This window comes from Rahnella sp. GSA61A (assembly GCF_019969905.1).
GTDB lineage: Bacteria > Pseudomonadota > Gammaproteobacteria > Enterobacterales > Enterobacteriaceae > Rahnella > Rahnella aceris.
Map to the genome: position 1 here is coordinate 1 of NZ_JAHXYO010000002.1, position 18,076 is coordinate 18,076.

The 18,076-nt window shown below is 50.3% G+C and carries 14 protein-coding genes; 5 read left to right on the forward strand and 9 right to left on the reverse strand.

Features of this window, described 5'->3' with window-relative positions; translation table 11 throughout:
* Positions 1 to 154 precede the first annotated feature (154 nt).
* The 9 genes from LC431_RS02075 to LC431_RS02115 all read right to left on the reverse strand — a co-directional run bounded on the left by LC431_RS02075 (position 155) and on the right by LC431_RS02115 (position 10,592).
* Positions 155 to 1,453: a Gfo/Idh/MocA family protein gene (locus LC431_RS02075; protein WP_013576651.1), complete on the reverse strand. Its 1,299-nt coding sequence runs from the start codon at positions 1,451 to 1,453 to the stop codon at positions 155 to 157.
* A 169-nt stretch (positions 1,454 to 1,622) separates the two neighbouring features.
* Positions 1,623 to 2,987: an MFS transporter gene (locus LC431_RS02080; RefSeq protein WP_013576650.1), complete on the reverse strand. Its 1,365-nt coding sequence runs from the start codon at positions 2,985 to 2,987 to the stop codon at positions 1,623 to 1,625.
* Positions 2,988 to 3,159: 172 nt separating this feature from the next.
* A complete protein-coding gene (gene cyoE, locus LC431_RS02085) occupies positions 3,160 to 4,044 on the reverse strand; it encodes a heme o synthase (RefSeq protein WP_013576649.1) in 885 nt (294 codons plus the stop codon).
* A gap of 18 nt (positions 4,045 to 4,062) precedes the next feature.
* Positions 4,063 to 4,395 (reverse strand): cytochrome o ubiquinol oxidase subunit IV, encoded by a 333-nt coding sequence (locus tag LC431_RS02090; RefSeq protein ID WP_013576648.1) that lies wholly within the window; start codon positions 4,393 to 4,395, stop codon positions 4,063 to 4,065.
* A complete protein-coding gene (locus LC431_RS02095) occupies positions 4,395 to 5,009 on the reverse strand; it encodes a cytochrome o ubiquinol oxidase subunit III (RefSeq protein ID WP_013576647.1) in 615 nt (204 codons plus the stop codon). The genes LC431_RS02090 and LC431_RS02095 overlap by 1 nt, the downstream gene beginning before the upstream one ends.
* Positions 4,999 to 6,990, reverse strand: coding sequence for a cytochrome o ubiquinol oxidase subunit I (gene cyoB / locus LC431_RS02100; RefSeq protein WP_013576646.1), 1,992 nt, complete (start codon positions 6,988 to 6,990; stop codon positions 4,999 to 5,001). Before cyoB ends, LC431_RS02095 begins: the two co-directional genes overlap by 11 nt.
* 3 nt (positions 6,991 to 6,993) lie before the next feature.
* Positions 6,994 to 7,953 carry a cytochrome o ubiquinol oxidase subunit II gene (gene cyoA, locus LC431_RS02105; protein WP_013576645.1) on the reverse strand — a complete coding sequence of 320 codons (960 nt, stop codon included), beginning with the start codon at positions 7,951 to 7,953 and terminating at the stop codon, positions 6,994 to 6,996.
* Positions 7,954 to 8,386: 433 nt separating this feature from the next.
* Positions 8,387 to 9,865, reverse strand: a complete 1,479-nt coding sequence (gene ampG, locus LC431_RS02110; RefSeq protein WP_013576644.1) for a muropeptide MFS transporter AmpG — start codon at positions 9,863 to 9,865, stop codon at positions 8,387 to 8,389.
* 148 nt (positions 9,866 to 10,013) lie between these two features.
* Positions 10,014 to 10,592, reverse strand: coding sequence for a lipoprotein (locus LC431_RS02115; RefSeq protein ID WP_013576643.1), 579 nt, complete (start codon positions 10,590 to 10,592; stop codon positions 10,014 to 10,016).
* Positions 10,593 to 10,920: 328 nt separating this feature from the next.
* On the opposite strand from LC431_RS02115, the gene bolA reads away from it, so the two are divergent.
* The 5 genes from bolA to lon all read left to right on the forward strand — a co-directional run bounded on the left by bolA (position 10,921) and on the right by lon (position 18,035).
* Positions 10,921 to 11,235, forward strand: a complete 315-nt coding sequence (bolA, locus tag LC431_RS02120; RefSeq protein ID WP_013576642.1) for a transcriptional regulator BolA — start codon at positions 10,921 to 10,923, stop codon at positions 11,233 to 11,235.
* Between the two features lie 432 nt (positions 11,236 to 11,667).
* Positions 11,668 to 12,972 carry a trigger factor gene (gene tig, locus LC431_RS02125; protein WP_013576641.1) on the forward strand — a complete coding sequence of 435 codons (1,305 nt, stop codon included), beginning with the start codon at positions 11,668 to 11,670 and terminating at the stop codon, positions 12,970 to 12,972.
* 413 nt (positions 12,973 to 13,385) lie between these two features.
* Entirely contained in the window at positions 13,386 to 14,009 is a 624-nt protein-coding gene (gene clpP, locus LC431_RS02130) for an ATP-dependent Clp endopeptidase proteolytic subunit ClpP (RefSeq protein WP_013576640.1), read from the forward strand.
* Positions 14,010 to 14,214: 205 nt separating this feature from the next.
* Complete coding sequence (gene clpX, locus LC431_RS02135) at positions 14,215 to 15,489, forward strand: ATP-dependent protease ATP-binding subunit ClpX (protein ID WP_013576639.1); 1,275 nt, start codon at positions 14,215 to 14,217, stop codon at positions 15,487 to 15,489.
* A gap of 191 nt (positions 15,490 to 15,680) precedes the next feature.
* Positions 15,681 to 18,035, forward strand: coding sequence for an endopeptidase La (gene lon / locus LC431_RS02140; protein ID WP_013576638.1), 2,355 nt, complete (start codon positions 15,681 to 15,683; stop codon positions 18,033 to 18,035).
* Positions 18,036 to 18,076: the final 41 nt, after the last annotated feature.

Here is an 18,076-nt window from a genome sequence, read left to right on the forward strand (position 1 = left end):
GGGGGCAGTGAGATTGATAATACCGAGAGCTTGTGAAAGTTCCATTTAAAAAGGGTCCATGATGAGCATGAACCCTTTTTACACGAGCCACCGGATCGGTCAACTGATCCTTAAACGATCGGCATTACGCATTGCGTCCCCTTTTTTATGGCGATTACTTCCGCTGGCGCAGCCTTTTCACCAGTTCGAAGTCTTTAAAGTAAATCGGTTTGTCGTACTGCATCGAGAGATTTCCGGCAATTCCTGTCAGGATCGACATCGCGCCGGCTCGGTGATCGGCGGCGCGTTTTAACGGGTCGTCTTTGCGCTCGCCGAACAGGTCTTCCAGCATGGCATTATCACCGCCGCCATGGCCGCCTTCTCCCATCTGGAACTCCGCCTTCCAGGGTTCGGCAAATAACGGATAAACAGTAATTTCTGCTTTCTCAATGCTGCCTTCGTTCTCGCGTTTTCCGCCTGCGTTGACGTACGACATCTCGACGATTTTCATTTCAATGCGGCCTTTGGTGCCGTTGAACACCACGTTCAAACCCTCCCACGGCAGATACGCATTGAGCGAATAGGTTAGCTGTACTTTGTTTTGATATTTCACCAGCACCGACAACGTATCTTCAATGCTGATGCCGTCACTGAAGACACTCTGGTCACGGAAATAGTTATCTTCATGTTCCGCATCCAGATACAGCGCTTTGAGCTGGGCGTTATCGCCCATATGCAGTGCAAACGGATCATTCTGTGCCTGCGGATAGCCATGTGTACGCGGATAAAACTCTGTCACGCCACGCTTTTCTGCATTCTCTTTACCGTAAAAACGCAGGTCGCCCTGCGCATAAACTTTCTCCGGCGTGCTGTTGAGCCAGAAGTTCATCAGGTCAAAATGGTGGGTCGATTTGTGCACCAGCAGGCCGCCGGAATTGCGTTTTTCACGGTGCCAGCGACGAAAATAATCAGCCCCGTGTTCGGTATTCAGCAGCCATTCAAAGTGCACCGAAAGTACTTCACCGATGGTTTCCTGCATCAGCAGTTCACGCATTTTGCTGTGATGCGGCGCGTAGCGGTAATTGAACGCCACACGCACCTGATAGCCAGTTGCATCGACGGCATCCAGAATGCGCAGCGCGCGTTGTTCATCAATGGTCATCGGCTTTTCAGTAATGACGTCACAACCGGCATGCAGGGCGCGGACGATATAATCGTCATGTGTGCGATCCATGCTGGTGACAATCACGATATCCGGTTTGGTTTCGTCGAGCATCGTATTGAAATCAGCAGATTTCCAGGTAGATACCCGTGCGATGCCGCTCTGCTCAAGCTGGCGGTTCGCATAATCCATTCGCGTCTGATTTGTATCACAGAAGGCCACAAATTTTGCGTTGTGGCGGTATTTACCGGTGATCGCTTCAATGTATAAACCTGAGCGTCCGCCGGTGCCAACGAGAGCATATGTTTTCATGAGATCCCCAAAAGGCCCGAGAGCCGTCATCACTGACAAAATTTTGTTAAGGAATTCTTGAGGATAACGATTGAGGGAATTTTTTAAGTGAAGGGTGTCACGCAGTGGGGATAAAAATGAAACGCTGTGCCAGTTTCCAGACACAGCTGATTACTTATGTCAGAAGGCGTCAGGCAGCGCTGACCAGTTGTTCGAGCGCTTTACGGTTGGTCTGTTTGGTGTCGACTTTTACGTAGGCGCTGAATTCTTCCGGAACGACAACGGCTTCGGCCACGCCCGGTTGTGCGAGGATCCGTGCCTGCAGGGCGGAATCTTTCACCGCCAGTTCAGACAGCGTAATACGCAGGCTGCTGACATACGGGGGTTCGGTCATGGTAGAACTGACCAGCAACCAGACGACGGCAATGGCCGCACAAACCAGGAATACGGCACCGGCCCCGACGTGTCCGTAAACATAACCGCCTAAGCTGCCGCCAATCGCCACGCCGATGAACTGGCTGGTGGAATAAAGCCCCATCGCCGTGCCTTTGTAGCCCGCGGGTGATTCTTTACTGATAAGCGAAGGCAGAATCGCTTCCATCACGTTGAAAGCCAGGAAGAACAGTTGGATACCGGCGATGACCGCCCATAAATGTAGCCCCGCTGCCCACAGTACGATTTCAGCCAGCAGCAACACAACCACGCAACCCATGAACACCTGTTTCATGTGGCGCTTTTTCTCAGCGTAGACAATCACCGGAATGACAGCGACGAAAGACGTCAGCATGGTGATCAGATACACCCGCCAGTGTTCACTCGGCGGGAAGCCCGCATGTTCCATCACTTGCGGCAACACCACGAAGCTCGACATCAGTAACACGTGAAGACACAGAATGCCGAAGTTCAGTTTCAGCAGTTTGGCGTTGCCCATCACTTTGCCGAAGCTGCCTTTTACCATGCTCGATTCGCGATTAAGAATGTGCGTAGCAGGGGAGGGCACCACGGCCACAGTAATGATGATGCCGAGAACGGTCAGTACTGCAATCGCCCAGAACAGGGCGTGTAAACCCCAGGCGTGGGTGATGATCGGGCCGAGCACCATCGCAATCGCAAAGGTAATACCGAAACTGATGCCGATAAACGCCATCGCTTTGGTGCGGTTTTGCTCACGGGTCAGGTCAGACAGCAGGGCCATCACGGCGGCAGCAATCGCGCCAGAGCCTTGCAGGGCACGACCAATGATCACGCCCCAGATAGATTCGGTGGAAGCAGCCACAATGCTGCCGATGCAGAAGATGACCAGACCAAAGACGATCAGTGGCTTGCGGCCAACGCGGTCAGAAAGCAGTCCGAATGGGATCTGGAAAACAGCCTGTGCCAGGCCGTAAATGCCGATGGCGATGCCGATCAGTGTTTCGCTGGCGCCGGATAATTTCATGCCGTAGGTGGTCAGCACCGGCAGAACCATGAACATGCCGAGCATGCGCAAAGAAAATACTGTCCCTAGTCCCCATGTAGCCCGACTTTCCTGCGGGGTCATCTGGTTATCGTTCACATTACTACCTCAAAATAACAATCCGACATTTTAATGATTAAGCCGGCCTGGGTAAAACGATGGATCTTTAGCAGATATTACGATGTTTGCCTGTCAGACTGAGAAAAAGAAAAGGCCAGTATTGCTACTGGCCTTTAGCTGTGATTTCAGCGGGTTACACTGAAGGTGCGTGTTACCAAACGTAGGTCAGCAAGGATGTCGGTGCAGAATTAAAATCCACGGACATCATGAAGCTCAGCGACATGATGGTGATGATGGAGAAACCAAACAGTTTTCTCGCCCACACCACGTCATTTTCCGTTTTATACCCCTTCAGTGCCATGCCCAGCCACCAGATACTGACAGCGGCGGCGACAATCAGGTATTTATAACCTGCATAACCGCTCAGGGTCAGCATCAGCGTCGCAATCATAAACGCCAGAATGTAGACGATAATATGATGCTTGGCGACGGAGATGCCTTTCACTACTGGCAGAACCGGGATACCTGCTGCCTGATAATCTTTGAAGCGGAAGATGGCAATCGCGTACGAATGCGGCATCTGCCACAGGCTGAAAATCAGAAGCAGGATCAGGGCACCGGTATCAAACTGGCCAGAAACGGCACAGTAACCGATAACCGGTGGCGCTGCGCCAGACAAGCTGCCGATCAACGTGCCGTATACCGAGTTGCGTTTCATGTACAGGCTGTAAACGCCGACATAAACCACAAAGCCCATCACTGCCAGCCACATGGCCAGCGGATTTGCTCCGATATACAACAACGCAAAGCCCGCAATACCCAGAATGGTCGCGTAAACCAGGCTTGTTTTCGGCGGAATAAGCCCTTTCACCAGGACCCGGTTCTTCGTTCTTTCCATGATCCGGTCGATGTCGCGGTCGATAAAGTTGTTAAAGACACAACCCGATGCGACAACCAGCGAAACACCCACCAGTGTGGCGAGAAAGAGTGGGAAGTCGATGCTGCCTTTGGCAGCAAGGAGAAATCCCCCGATGACAGAAATTAAGTTGCCGAAAATAATTCCTGGTTTCGTTACTTGCAGGTATTGCTTAATCATCACGTGCAGCTCGGCTCTTTAACTGACCATCATATTGAGGTTGAGGTTATACATAATCCACAATGAGCCCACAACGACGATAAAGATAATCACAGCGGTGAACAGAAGTGCCACCAGGTTCCAGCGCTCTTCCGACGACGTATTCATGTGCAGGAAGAACACCAGATGGACAACGATCTGGATGATCGCGGAAGCAACCACAGTACCCAGAATCAGTGAATGTGACGCCGTGTCGGTCATGACCATGGCAAACGGGATCACCGTCAGGATAACCGACAAGATGAAGCCAATAGCGTATGACTTCAGGCTGCCGTGGCTTGCGCCACCATGGGAAGTAGCAGAATGACTCATTACATTGCTCCCATCAGATAAACAACGGTAAACACGCAGATCCACACCACGTCCAGGAAGTGCCAGAACAGGCTCAGACACATCAGACGGGTTTTGTTGACTTCAGTCAGACCGCGACGTGAAACCTGAACCATCATGGTCAGGATCCAAATCAGACCACAGGTCACGTGCAGACCGTGGGTGGCGACCAGCGCAAAGAAGCCAGACAGGAAACCACTGCGCTGCGGACCATAGCCTTCAGCAATCAGGTGATGGAATTCATAGAGTTCCATCCCGATGAAGCCTAAACCGAACAGGAAAGTCAGGAACAACCAGCCGTTAACCGCTGCTTTGTTACCTTTGTTCATGCCCAGCATCGCAAAGCCGTAAGTGATACTACTGAACAACAGGCAGAAGGTTTCTACCAGTACGAACGGCAGTTCAAAAATGTCTTTACCAGAGGGACCGCCAGCGGTCCCGTTTACCAGTACTGCATAAGTTGCGAACAGGCTCGCAAACAATATGCAGTCACTCATCAGGTAGATCCAGAAGCCGAAGACTTTGGTTGCACCTGCATCGTGGTGCCCATGCTCAGCATGGGCCTCATCGTGGTGAGTCAGAGTATCAGTTGCCATGTTTCACACCTGCTTTACGGATTTGTTCATAATGTTGGTTTTCAATACGTTCCACTTCTTCAACTGGCACGTAGTAATCAACATCTTCGTCGAAGCTTTTCGCAATCCAGGTCGCAGCCAGTGCAATGAAGCTCACCGCGGCCAGCCACCAGATATCCCAGATTAACGCGAAACCACAAACCAGACTCAGCATAGCGATGATGAAACCGGCGCCGCTGTTACGTGGCATATGAATCGGTTCATATTTAGCAGGCTGCTTGTAAGCGGTGCCTTTCTCTTTCATGTCCCAGAACTCATCACGGTCGTGAATTTGCGGCACGATAGCGAAGTTGTAGAACGGAGGAGGAGAAGAGGTTGACCACTCCAGAGTACGTGCGCCCCATGGGTCACCGGTCAGATCACGGTTCTGGTCGCGGTCGCGAACGGAAACAAAGATCATGATCAGCTGGCAGAGGATACCGCAGGCAATCAGTGCAGCACCGCATGCCGCAACAACCAGCAGCGGGTGGAACTCAGGATCGATGTTCTGGCTGACACGACGGGTCATGCCCATGAAGCCGAGGACGTACAGTGGCATGAACGCAACGAAGAAGCCGATGATCCAGAACCAGAATGAACGCACACCCCATTTTTCGTTCAGCGTGAAGCCGAAGGATTTAGGGAACCAGTAAGTCAGACCTGCGAAGCAACCGAAGACCACACCACCGATAATAACGTTATGGAAGTGGGCAATCAGGAACAGGCTGTTGTGCAGCACGAAGTCAGCACCCGGAACCGCCAGCAGAACACCGGTCATACCACCCACAGAGAAGGTGATGATGAAGCCAACAGTCCACAGCATCGCTGCGTTGAGCGTGATACGGCCCTGATACATGGTGAACAGCCAGTTGAAGATTTTTACCCCGGTCGGGATAGAAATGATCATCGTCATGATGCCGAAGAAGGCATTGACGTTGGCGCCAGAACCCATGGTGAAGAAGTGGTGCAACCAAACGATGAACGACAACACCGTGATGGCGATGGTTGCCCATACCAGCGAGGTGTAACCGAACAGACGTTTTTTGGAGAAGGTTGCGGTAACTTCTGAGAACACACCGAATACTGGCAGAACCAAAATGTACACTTCCGGATGGCCCCAGGCCCAAATCAGGTTGATGTACATCATCATGTTGCCGCCCATATCATTCGTGAAGAAATGGGTGCCCAGATAACGGTCTAAAGTCAGCAGTGCAACAGTCACGGTCAGAATCGGGAAGGACACGATAATCAACACGTTGGTGCACAGTGCGGCCCAGGTAAATACCGGCATTTTCATCAGCGGCATACCGGGTGCGCGCATCTTCAGGATGGTCGCAAAGAAGTTAACACCGGTCAGCAAGGTCCCGACCCCGGATATCTGGAGACTCCAGATCCAGTAATCTACCCCGACCCCCGGACTGTATTCCTTACCTGACAGTGGCGGATAAGCTAACCAGCCGGTCTGTGCGAACTCACCCACACCCAAAGAGATGTTGATCAGCACAACAGCCGCGGCGGTAAACCAGAAGCTCACGTTGTTCAGGAACGGGAACGCAACGTCGCGCGCACCGATTTGCAAAGGAACAACCACGTTCATCAGACCGATTACGAAAGGCATCGCCATGAAGAAGATCATGATCACGCCGTGCGCGGTAAAGATTTGGTCGTAGTGATGAGGAGGAAGGAAGCCCGGCTCGCCCGCAGAGGCAAGCACCTGCTGGCTACGCATCATGATGGCATCGGCAAAGCCACGCAGAAGCATGACGAAGGCCAGAATGATATACATGATACCTAATTTTTTGTGGTCGACGGAGGTCAGCCACTCGGTCCACAGATATTTCCACTTACCGAAATAGGTGATGCCGGCAACTACTGCCAGGCCACCGATAATAATCGCGGCAACTGTGACCATGATAATCGGTTCATGATACGGAACCGAATCAAGCGTTAATTTTCCGAACATCGTTTATTCCTCGGCTCCGGCTGCGTGAGACTGTCCACCCATATCCATGCCTTTCATGTCAGCGCCTGCCGGCATTGGCATGGTGTGACCTTCTGGCGCTGCCTTCATGTCATGCATGGAGTATTTGCCAATGATTTCTTTAAACAAACCAGGTTTTGCAACAGAGAAGTATTCGACCGGGTTGTCGATGCTCTGTGCAGCCAGTTTGTTGAAGTCATCAGTGGTAGCCAGCTGGTTCGGTGCACTTTTCACTTTTGCTACCCAGGTGTCGAAATCGGCACGGGTTGGAGTCGCAATTGTGTTGAACTTCATACCTGAGAAGCCGCGGCCGCTGAAGCTTGCTGAAATGCCTTTATACGTACCCGCTTCATTTGCAATCAAATGCAGCTGAGTTTGCATACCGGCCATCGCATAAATCTGCCCGCCTAACTGAGGGATGAAGAACGAGTTCATGACAGAGTCTGAAGTGACTTTGAACTGAACAGGCACATCTTTAGGAATAACCAGTTCGTTAACGGTTGCGATGCCTTGTTCTGGATAAATGAACAACCATTTCCAGTCCAGAGAAACGACTTCAACCGTCATCGGTTTTTGGTCAGTCACGATTGGCTTGAACGGATCAAGCGAGTGGGTGGTTTTCCAGGTAATCGTTGCCAGGATGGCAATGATAATAATTGGAACTGTCCAGACGACGGCTTCAATTTTGTTGGAGTGGGACCAATCAGGACTGTATTTTGCTTTTGTATTGGAAGCGCGATACTTCCAGGCAAAGGCAAACGCCATGATAATAACTGGTATAACAACGATCAGCATTAAACCGATAGCGGTTAAAATCAGCGTTCTCTGCTCAAGTCCAATTGCTCCCTTGGGATCCATCAATGCCGTATTGCAACCGCTCAACATTACCGCGGAGGCAAATAAGGACAACATCCCAATACTTTTATTGTATTTCTTAAGTCTCATCTAACGACCTCAATAACTAGGGCTCTATTGTCGCTTCAGGTGTGCGGGCATTTTACGGGAAGGTTGCAGGACTGTAAACACGCTTAAACAAGTGTCAAAGCGCTGTTGACACTTTATGTTAACGCAGTCACACATGTCACGGATCGTGACAATTTACAGTGGGCAACAATATGTTGCGTATGGATTTTTTTCTATAGTGATGAAAAACAAGGGGTGACAGATTTTGACATTATAATTGTCGTGCGATATCTCATCGATACGTTTAATTAATGTTAAATTAATGTATAAAGCAGGTGAAATAAAATGCATGAAAAGCCCGAAAGAAAAACTATCCCGGAAAATATTATTTTTTCTGAATTTAATTTATTGCGTCCTATTTATAGATCATTTGTTAAATGAAACGCGCCATTCATTTCGAATGAATGGCGGTAAATCAGGAACGTGCAGTACGGCGCAGAGATAAAAAATCGAGCAGACTGCCTAAAATAACGCCAGTCAGGCAAATAACTGCTCCCGTTTCTAACAAGGTTGTCGCCAGCCTTTGCCAGGATGCCCAGCCCATACTGTCGACAATCAGCGTGATCAGCCAGAGTATCAATAACAAGCTTCCCGTCAGCATGCAACGTAATGCCCAGCGATACGGGGCGGCAAAGTGAATGCGCGGCAGGAAACTGTCTGTATTTTGGGTGTATTCGAGGGTCTGCCGGCAAACAGCCAGCAGCAGTAAACCGGGCAGCGCTGCTACAATCGAGAAAAGATAAAACCACGGCCAGCCATAAGCTTCAACGAACCATCCTGCAATCGGCCCGACATACACGCGGCCCACGGCAGACAATGCTGAAAGCAGCGCAAACTGGGTGGCAGAGAATGAGCGATTACACAGCGTCATCAGGAGTGCCACGAACGCTGCCGTCCCCATACCGCCACACAGGTTTTCAAAGAAAATCGCCGCGCCCATAGTGGTTAAATCTTTATCGGTGATGGCGAGGATCCAGTAACCGGCATTAGAAACAGCCTGCAAAATCCCGAATAACATCAGGGCGCGGAACAAGCTCAGACGCTGCATTAACATTCCGCCAAACAATGCACCGATGATGGTTGCCATTAGCCCGAGCGTTTTATTTACCAGCCCGACCTCCCCCGCATCAAAACCGACGCCACGGATCAAAAATGTTGTACTCAGGCTTCCTGCAAACGCATCGCCCATCTTGTACATCACGATGAGCAGCAAAATCAGCCAGGCATTGTTGCGGCCAAAAAAGTCTTTCAGCGGTGCGACGACGGCCATCTCCATGGTACGCGGAGCTGGTTGGGTGTTTTCAGGCTCCGGCGACAACAGGGTGGCGAGAACGCCGATGAGCATCATACCTGCCATCAGCCAGTACATATGCTGCCAGCCGAGATACCGATCAGCCAGCCATAATGCCAGCCCGCCGGAGACCAGCATTGCCAGGCGGTAACCCAGAACTGACACGGCGGCACCATTTCCGCGTTCTTCCGGTGGCAGTAAATCGGTTTTATACGCGTCAAAAACGATGTCCTGCGACGCCGAGGCGAATGCAATCAGTACGGCCAGCGCGGCGAGCCAGAATAAATCTTTTGAAGGGTCCATAAAACCCATCGCGAAAATCGCCACGACCAGCAACAACTGCGTCAGGATCAGCCATCCGCGTCTGCGCCCGAGAAAAGAAGGCGTGTAACGGTCCATCATCGGTGACCATAAGAACTTGAACACGTAGGCCTGACCTACCAGCGAAAAAATACCGATGGTTTTCAGGTCAACATTTTCGACCGTCATCCACGCCTGCAACGTGCCGGACGTCAGCGCCAGGGGTAAACCGGAAGCGAAGCCCAGAAGCAGTAAAATGACCGTATTGCGTTGCGTGAAAATTTTAAAGTACTGACTGATCATGAAAATTGTGTTCCTGCGAACCGTTGAGAGAGTGGCGCATACGCATAATAAAGGAAGGGATGCATTTCAGGAAAGATAATCACTGGCCTTAAAAAGCATTCTGCCCGGACGAGCCGGGCAGAATTCATCACGCAAACTTCAGCTGAACTTAACGGGCATTCGCTTTGATGAAGTCACTGATGCTGGTGTCTGACGCCATGTCACTGATGACATCGCCCAGTGTGGTGTTAACTGCGTTGGTAATTTTTGCGTTAGTCGCAGACAGTGCGCCCTGAACGTTATATGTCGAGCGGTAGTTTTTCACCTGCTTGCTGCCGTTCTTCGCCGTCGCGATGATGGAGATGTCGGCTTTAGTGGTGATGTTATAACGCAGATTACCTTCCTGAACATCTGCATACAGGTTGTTCACCACAATTTGCAAATCAACCGCGCCGTCAGCCCCCACCATGTAACCTCTGGCGGTCATTTGTTTCTCCAGTGATTCCTGCAACAGGAAACGCAGATCGCGTGACGGTGTCAGGGAAATCAACTGCCCATCGCGGTTCACTTTTGCCAGTGCCTGATCCTGACGCTGGTCAGCACCGTTGATGCTGATAGTGATGCCCTGAAGCGTTGGATCTTGTGAAGGCAGAACAATTTTCGGTGAAACGTCCAGGGTGTTAGTGCTGGTGGCGCAACCGGCCAGCATGAACAGTGCCAGAACAGGGAAAATAATTTTCTTTAGCATGTGTATTTTCTCAATATTAATAAGGGAATAGTGCTCAAAAATTTGCCGACATCATAACATTGCCATTTGCCGGGGGAAGTCCCAACAATCCGGAAAAGCGTGTTTTTCGCGTTTTTTTTCAGCAAAGTCGCAGTAAAGCCGCGGGCTGCTGACGCCATCCGTAGCGAAGCGGCAGTTTCTTTGACAGACTGAGCGCCATTTTTATCAATCTGCAGCAGAAATTTATTGTTCTGGCGTGCGTAGAATCTGGAAAGCCGCCTATCATTATAAAGACATAGGTGTACCAGACAGGCGCAGTTCTCTGCTGATGCGGTGTAAGGAGATTGCTATGATTCGTGAGCAAATAGAAGCAAAATTAGTTGAAGCATTTGAACCTGCGTTTCTGGAAGTGACTGACGAAAGCTATCGTCATAATGTCCCGGCAGGCTCCGAGAGCCATTTTAAAGTGGTCATGGTGTCGGATAAGTTTATCGGGGAGCGTTTCCTGGCGCGTCATCGTGCCATCTATGGGAGATTAACGGAGGAGCTGGCAGGCAGCGTGCATGCGCTGGCTTTGCACACGTATACCCTGAAAGAATGGGAAGGCTTACAGGATACGGTGCCAGCTTCACCGCCGTGTCGCGGCGCGGGCACCATGGCCTGACAGTCGCGATCTGATTCACAAAAGGCATAAATATCGGCATTTGACGCGGTAACACTGGAACTTTCCTTGCCAGATGCGGTATTAGTAGATGCGAATTTCAAGAAACGGCCTGCGGGCCGTTTTTGTTTTTCTTCTGACGGACTGACGGCACGAGGTTTATGCCTCTGAATGACCGCATTTTTCGAAGGATCGAGTCCCGTGTGAGTTTCCCTCCCGCGCAACAGAGACCGTCCTCGACTCAATGCGTATGCGCCGCTATAATGTCGCGTCTAATTTTTCCGGAATGGTTTCGGACGCTCTCGAATACAGGGCTACGTTCTGATACAGAACTGTCCCGGTTCTTAGAAGTCGTTTTCAAGGTAAGTTTGCGCTCATCTTGAGAACGACTTCTGGAGTTGACCGAGCACTGTGATTTTTTTTTGAGGTAACAAGATGCAAGTTTCTGTTGAAACCACTCAAGGCCTTGGGCGCCGCGTAACGATTACTGTTCCTGCTGAAAGCATTGAAAAAGCAGTGAGCAGTGAACTGATCAACGTCTCTAAAAAAGTACGTATTGACGGCTTCCGTAAAGGCAAAGTACCAAGCCACATCATTGAACAGCGTTACGGCGCGTCAGTACGTCAGGACGTACTGGGTGATCTGATGCAACGCAATTTCGTTGATGCGATCATCAAAGAAAAAATCAATCCAGCTGGCGCACCTAACTACATCCCGGGTGAGTACAAGCAGGGTGAAGACTTTAACTTCTCCGTAGAATTTGAAGTGTACCCGGAAGTTGAGCTGAAAGATCTGGAAAACATCGAGGTTGAAAAACCGGTTGTTGAAGTTAACGACGCTGATGTTGATACCATGCTGGAAACTCTGCGTAAGCAACAAGCGGACTGGAAGGAAACTGATGCTGCGGCCACTGCTGAAGACCGCGTGACTGTAGATTTCTCCGGTTCCATCGACGGTGAAGAATTCGAAGGCGGCAAAGCTTCTGATTTCGTACTGGCTATGGGCCAGGGCCGCATGATCCCAGGCTTCGAAGACGGTCTGGTGGGTCACAAAGCCGGTGAAGAATTCACCATCGACGTGAACTTCCCGGAAGATTATCATGCTGAAAACCTGAAAGGTAAAGCGGCTAAGTTCGCGATTACTTTGAAGAAAGTAGAAGAGCGTGAGTTGCCAGAACTGACCCCTGAATTCATCAAACGTTTCGGCGTGGCTGATGGTTCTGTTGAAGGTCTGCGTGCTGAAGTGCGTAAAAACATGGAACGCGAGCTGAAAGGTGCTGTTCGTAACCGCATCAAAACTCAGGCAATCGACGGTCTGGTCAGCGCTAACGAAATCGACGTGCCATCTGCACTGATCGACGGCGAAGTGGATGTTCTGCGTCGTCAGGCTGCACAACGTTTTGGCGGCAACGAAAAACAAGCGCTGGAACTGCCACGCGAATTGTTTGAAGAGCAAGCTAAACGTCGCGTCGTTGTTGGTTTGTTGCTGGGCGAGGTCATCAGCCAGCACGAACTGAAAGCTGATGAAGATCGCGTTAAAGCACTGATCGAAGAAATGGCTTCTGCGTACGAAGATCCACAGGAAGTTGTTGAGTTCTACAGCAAAAACAAAGAGCTGATGAACAACATGCGTAACGTCGCACTGGAAGAACAAGCGGTCGAAACTCTGTTGTCTAAAGCGAAAGTGACTGAAAAAGCCACTACCTTTACTGAACTGATGAACCAGACTCAACCTGCATAATTGTAATGCACGTTGCTGAACCTGTTTACAGGTTTGCTTCCAAAGCCCGCGGTTTTTACTGCGGGCTTTTTATTTCCTGAAAATCAGGTATTTTTGTTTTGGCTGTTGTTTTTGCACTATATTTATCAATATAAAGCACAGCCCACGTAGAAACTGTTGACTGACACCCTCAGGATGGCTTTTTACTGGCTCAGGGGGCACGCCAAAAAAGAAATATCACTGCAGGCTTGAAAAAGGGGGCAATTCCCCCAATTGATAAGAGCTAACCCAGGTAAATTTGTAGTTAAAATCTGACTGATAAACACCGTCAGGCGTGTAAATGGCGACTTGGCCGCTTGAGCATAGTCATGTGTGCCTATCTCAAGTAGAATCGATTTTAAATAGCGCCAAACAGAATCTATTAGGAGACGGTTATGTCATACAGTGGTGAAAGAGAGCAATTTGCACCAAACATGGCGTTGGTACCCATGGTGGTTGAGCAAACTTCACGGGGCGAGCGTTCATACGATATTTTCTCCCGTCTGCTTAAGGAACGTATCATCTTCCTGACCGGTCAGGTTGAAGACCATATGGCTAACCTGATTGTTGCCCAGATGCTGTTCCTGGAAGCAGAAAGTCCGGAAAAAGACATTTATTTGTATATCAACTCACCGGGCGGCGTGATCACTGCCGGTATGTCGATTTATGACACCATGCAGTTCATCAAACCGGATGTCAGCACGATTTGTATGGGACAAGCCTGTTCAATGGGCGCATTCCTGTTAACAGCCGGTGCCGAAGGCAAACGCTTCTGCCTGCCAAATTCCCGTGTGATGATCCACCAGCCACTGGGCGGTTTCCAGGGCCAGGCGACGGATATTGAGATCCACGCTAAAGAAATTCTGAAAGTGAAATCTCGTATGAATGAGCTGATGGCGAAACATACGGGCAAATCTCTTGAAGAAATAGAGCGTGACACTGAGCGTGACCGTTTCCTGTCCGCTGATGAGGCTGTACAGTACGGGTTAGTAGACTCCGTATTTACCCATCGCGCCTGACGGCTTATTTCTGCCGGGCTGATGGTCTATAGTTATACTCATACGGACGTCTCAAAGGCAGGACTTGAGTTACTGAAGTCCTGCAAGCAATGAGTCATAACAGGAATGAACAGACATCAGCCAATCATGCGGCTGTTGTGTAATATAGTCGTGTCGTGGTGTTATTGTTACGCTGCGGGACTGATACCAGAGAAGAGGTTTACTGATGACAGATAAGCGCAAAGACGGTTCAGGAAAGCTGCTGTACTGCTCTTTTTGCGGCAAAAGCCAGCATGAAGTTCGTAAGCTGATTGCCGGGCCGTCAGTGTATATCTGCGATGAATGTGTCGATTTATGTAATGACATTATTCGCGAAGAGATCAAAGAAGTCGCGCCACACCGTGAACGCAGTGCATTACCGACGCCGCATGAAATCCGTCAGCACCTTGACGATTATGTTATCGGCCAGGAACCTGCAAAAAAAGTGCTGGCAGTGGCGGTCTACAACCACTATAAGCGCCTGCGTAATGGCGATACCAGCAACGGTATAGAATTAGGCAAGAGTAACATCCTGCTGATCGGGCCGACCGGTAGCGGCAAAACGCTGCTAGCTGAAACCCTGGCGCGTTTCCTGGATGTGCCATTTACCATGGCCGATGCCACCACGCTGACCGAGGCCGGTTATGTGGGTGAGGACGTCGAAAATATCATTCAGAAACTGCTGCAGAAATGTGACTACGACGTACAGAAAGCGCAACGCGGCATTGTTTACATTGATGAAATTGACAAGATTTCCCGCAAGTCTGACAACCCATCGATCACGCGTGATGTGTCCGGTGAAGGTGTACAGCAGGCACTGCTGAAACTTATTGAAGGCACCGTGGCTGCTGTTCCACCGCAAGGCGGACGTAAGCATCCGCAGCAGGAATTCTTGCAGGTTGATACTTCGAAAATCCTGTTTATCTGTGGCGGTGCTTTTGCCGGCCTGGATAAAGTGATTGGACAGCGTATCAATACGAATACCGGTATCGGTTTCGGCGCTGAAGTGAAAGGCAAAGAGCAGAAAGCGACTGAAGGTCAGTTACTGGCTCAGGCTGAACCCGAAGATTTGATTAAATTTGGTCTGATCCCAGAGTTCATAGGTCGTCTGCCAGTGGTGGCGACTCTGAGTGAGCTCAATGAAGAAGCCCTGATTCAAATCCTGAAAGAGCCGAAAAATGCCCTGACTAAGCAATATCAGGCATTGTTTAATCTCGAAGGCGTTGAACTGGAATTCCGGGATGAAGCGCTGACGGCCATTGCCAAAAAAGCCATGATCCGTAAAACCGGTGCGCGTGGCCTGCGTTCCATTGTGGAAGCGGCATTGCTGGATACCATGTATGATCTGCCGTCTCTCGAAGATGTCGAGAAAGTGGTTATTGATGAATCCGTGATTGCGGGTCAGTCAGAGCCTCTGATGATTTATGGCAAGCCGGAAGCACAACAAGCATCTGGCGAATAATTAGCCAATCTATCCAGAGAGTTAGCCACGAAATGGGGGATTTTGTCCCCCATTTTTTTTTCGCACATTCTTATCGTTGAATGTCGGACATTCATCCCCATATACTCAGTTAACGACTTGCTGAAACCCGTCTGACTCGTGTTTCACGAGATTTCCTTAACCTGGCGGAAGCTAAACTAAGAGAGAGCTCTATGAACCCTGAGCGTTCTGAACGCATAGAAATCCCCGTATTGCCTCTGCGCGATGTGGTGGTTTATCCGCACATGGTGATCCCGTTGTTTGTTGGCAGGGAAAAATCGATTCGATGCCTCGAAGCTGCGATGGATCACGACAAAAAAATCATGCTGGTGGCGCAGAAAGAAGCCTCAACAGATGAGCCGGGCGTTAATGATCTCTTCTCCGTGGGTACGGTTGCCTCAATATTACAAATGCTGAAGCTCCCGGATGGCACGGTAAAAGTGCTGGTGGAAGGGTTACAACGCGCGCGTATTACGACACTTTCTGACAGTGGCGAGCATTTTGCTGCCCAGGCGGAGTACCTGGAATCTCCGGCCGTGGATGAACGCGAGCAGGAAGTTCTGGTGCGTACTGCAATTAATCAGTTTGAAGGCTACATCAAGCTGAACAAAAAGATCCCGCCGGAAGTGCTGACTTCGCTGAACAGCATTGAAGATGCTGCACGTCTGGCTGACACCATCGCGGCACATATGCCACTGAAACTCGCTGACAAACAATCTGTACTGGAAATGTTTGATATCACCGAGCGTCTGGAATATTTGATGGCGATGATGGAATCGGAAATTGACCTGTTGCAGGTTGAGAAACGCATTCGCAATCGTGTCAAAAAACAGATGGAGAAAAGTCAGCGCGAGTACTATCTGAATGAGCAAATGAAAGCGATTCAGAAAGAACTAGGCGAAATGGATGACACGCCTGACGAGCACGAGGCGCTGAAACGCAAAATCGAAGCGGCCAAAATGCCGAAAGATGCGCGTGAAAAAACCGAAGCTGAGCTGCAAAAACTGAAAATGATGTCGCCGATGTCCGCCGAAGCTACGGTTGTCCGTGGATATATCGACTGGATGCTTCAGGTGCCATGGAATGCCCGCAGCAAAGTGAAAAAAGACCTGATCAAAGCACAGGAAGTTCTGGATACTGACCATTATGGTCTGGAGCGTGTCAAAGACCGCATTCTGGAATACCTCGCCGTGCAGAGTCGCGTCAGCAAAATCAAAGGCCCAATCCTGTGTCTGGTCGGGCCTCCGGGTGTGGGTAAAACCTCACTGGGTCAGTCAATCGCACGCGCGACTGGCCGTCAGTATGTTCGTATGGCGTTGGGTGGCGTACGTGATGAAGCGGAAATCCGTGGTCACCGTCGTACCTATATCGGTTCCATGCCGGGCAAACTGATCCAGAAAATGGCGAAAGTGGGGGTTAAAAACCCGCTGTTCCTGCTTGATGAAATCGACAAGATGTCATCGGATATGCGTGGCGATCCGGCTTCTGCCTTGCTGGAAGTATTGGATCCGGAACAGAACGTGGCGTTCAACGATCACTATCTGGAAGTCGATTACGACCTGTCAGATGTGATGTTTGTGGCGACCTCGAACTCGATGAACATCCCGGCTCCGCTGCTGGACCGTATGGAAGTGATCCGTCTTTCCGGTTATACCGAAGACGAAAAACTGAACATCGCCAAACAGCACCTGTTGCCGAAACAGCTTGAACGTAATGCGCTTAAGAAGAACGAACTGACTGTGGATGACAGCGCAATAACTGGCATCATCCGTTTCTATACCCGTGAAGCGGGTGTACGTAGTCTGGAACGTGAGTTGTCGAAACTGTGCCGTAAAGCGGTTAAGCAATTGCTGATGGATAAAGACATCAAGCACATTGAAATTAACGGCGACAACCTGAAAGATTTCCTCGGCGTGCAGAAGGTCGATTATGGCCGTGCTGATACCGAAAACCGGGTGGGCCAGGTTACTGGTCTGGCGTGGACCGAAGTGGGCGGTGAATTGCTGACCATCGAAACGGCCTGCGTACCGGGCAAAGGTAAGCTGACTTACACCGGTTCTCTCGGTGAAGTCATGCAGGAATCCATTCAGGCTGCACTGACGGTTGTCCGTTCACGCGCAGACAAACTGGGTATCAACCCTGACTTCTACGAAAAACGTGATATTCACGTTCACGTACCCGAAGGGGCAACGCCGAAAGATGGCCCGAGTGCCGGTATTGCCATGTGTACCGCGCTGGTGTCTTGTCTGACGGGTAACCCGGTTCGTGCGGATGTTGCGATGACCGGTGAGATCACACTGCGTGGTCTGGTTCTGCCAATCGGTGGTCTGAAAGAAAAGCTGCTGGCGGCCCATCGTGGTGGCATCAAAGTGGTTCTGATCCCGGACGACAACAAACGTGATCTGGAAGAAATTCCGGCGAACGTGCTGGCAGATCTTGAGATCCATCCGGTAAAACGCATTGATGATGTTCTCAACATCGCACTGCAAAATCCGGCTTACGGTGCATTGCCGGTGGCAGCAAAATAGTGACCTCAGCTTACACAGTTGAATAAAACTCAGGCTGGCAG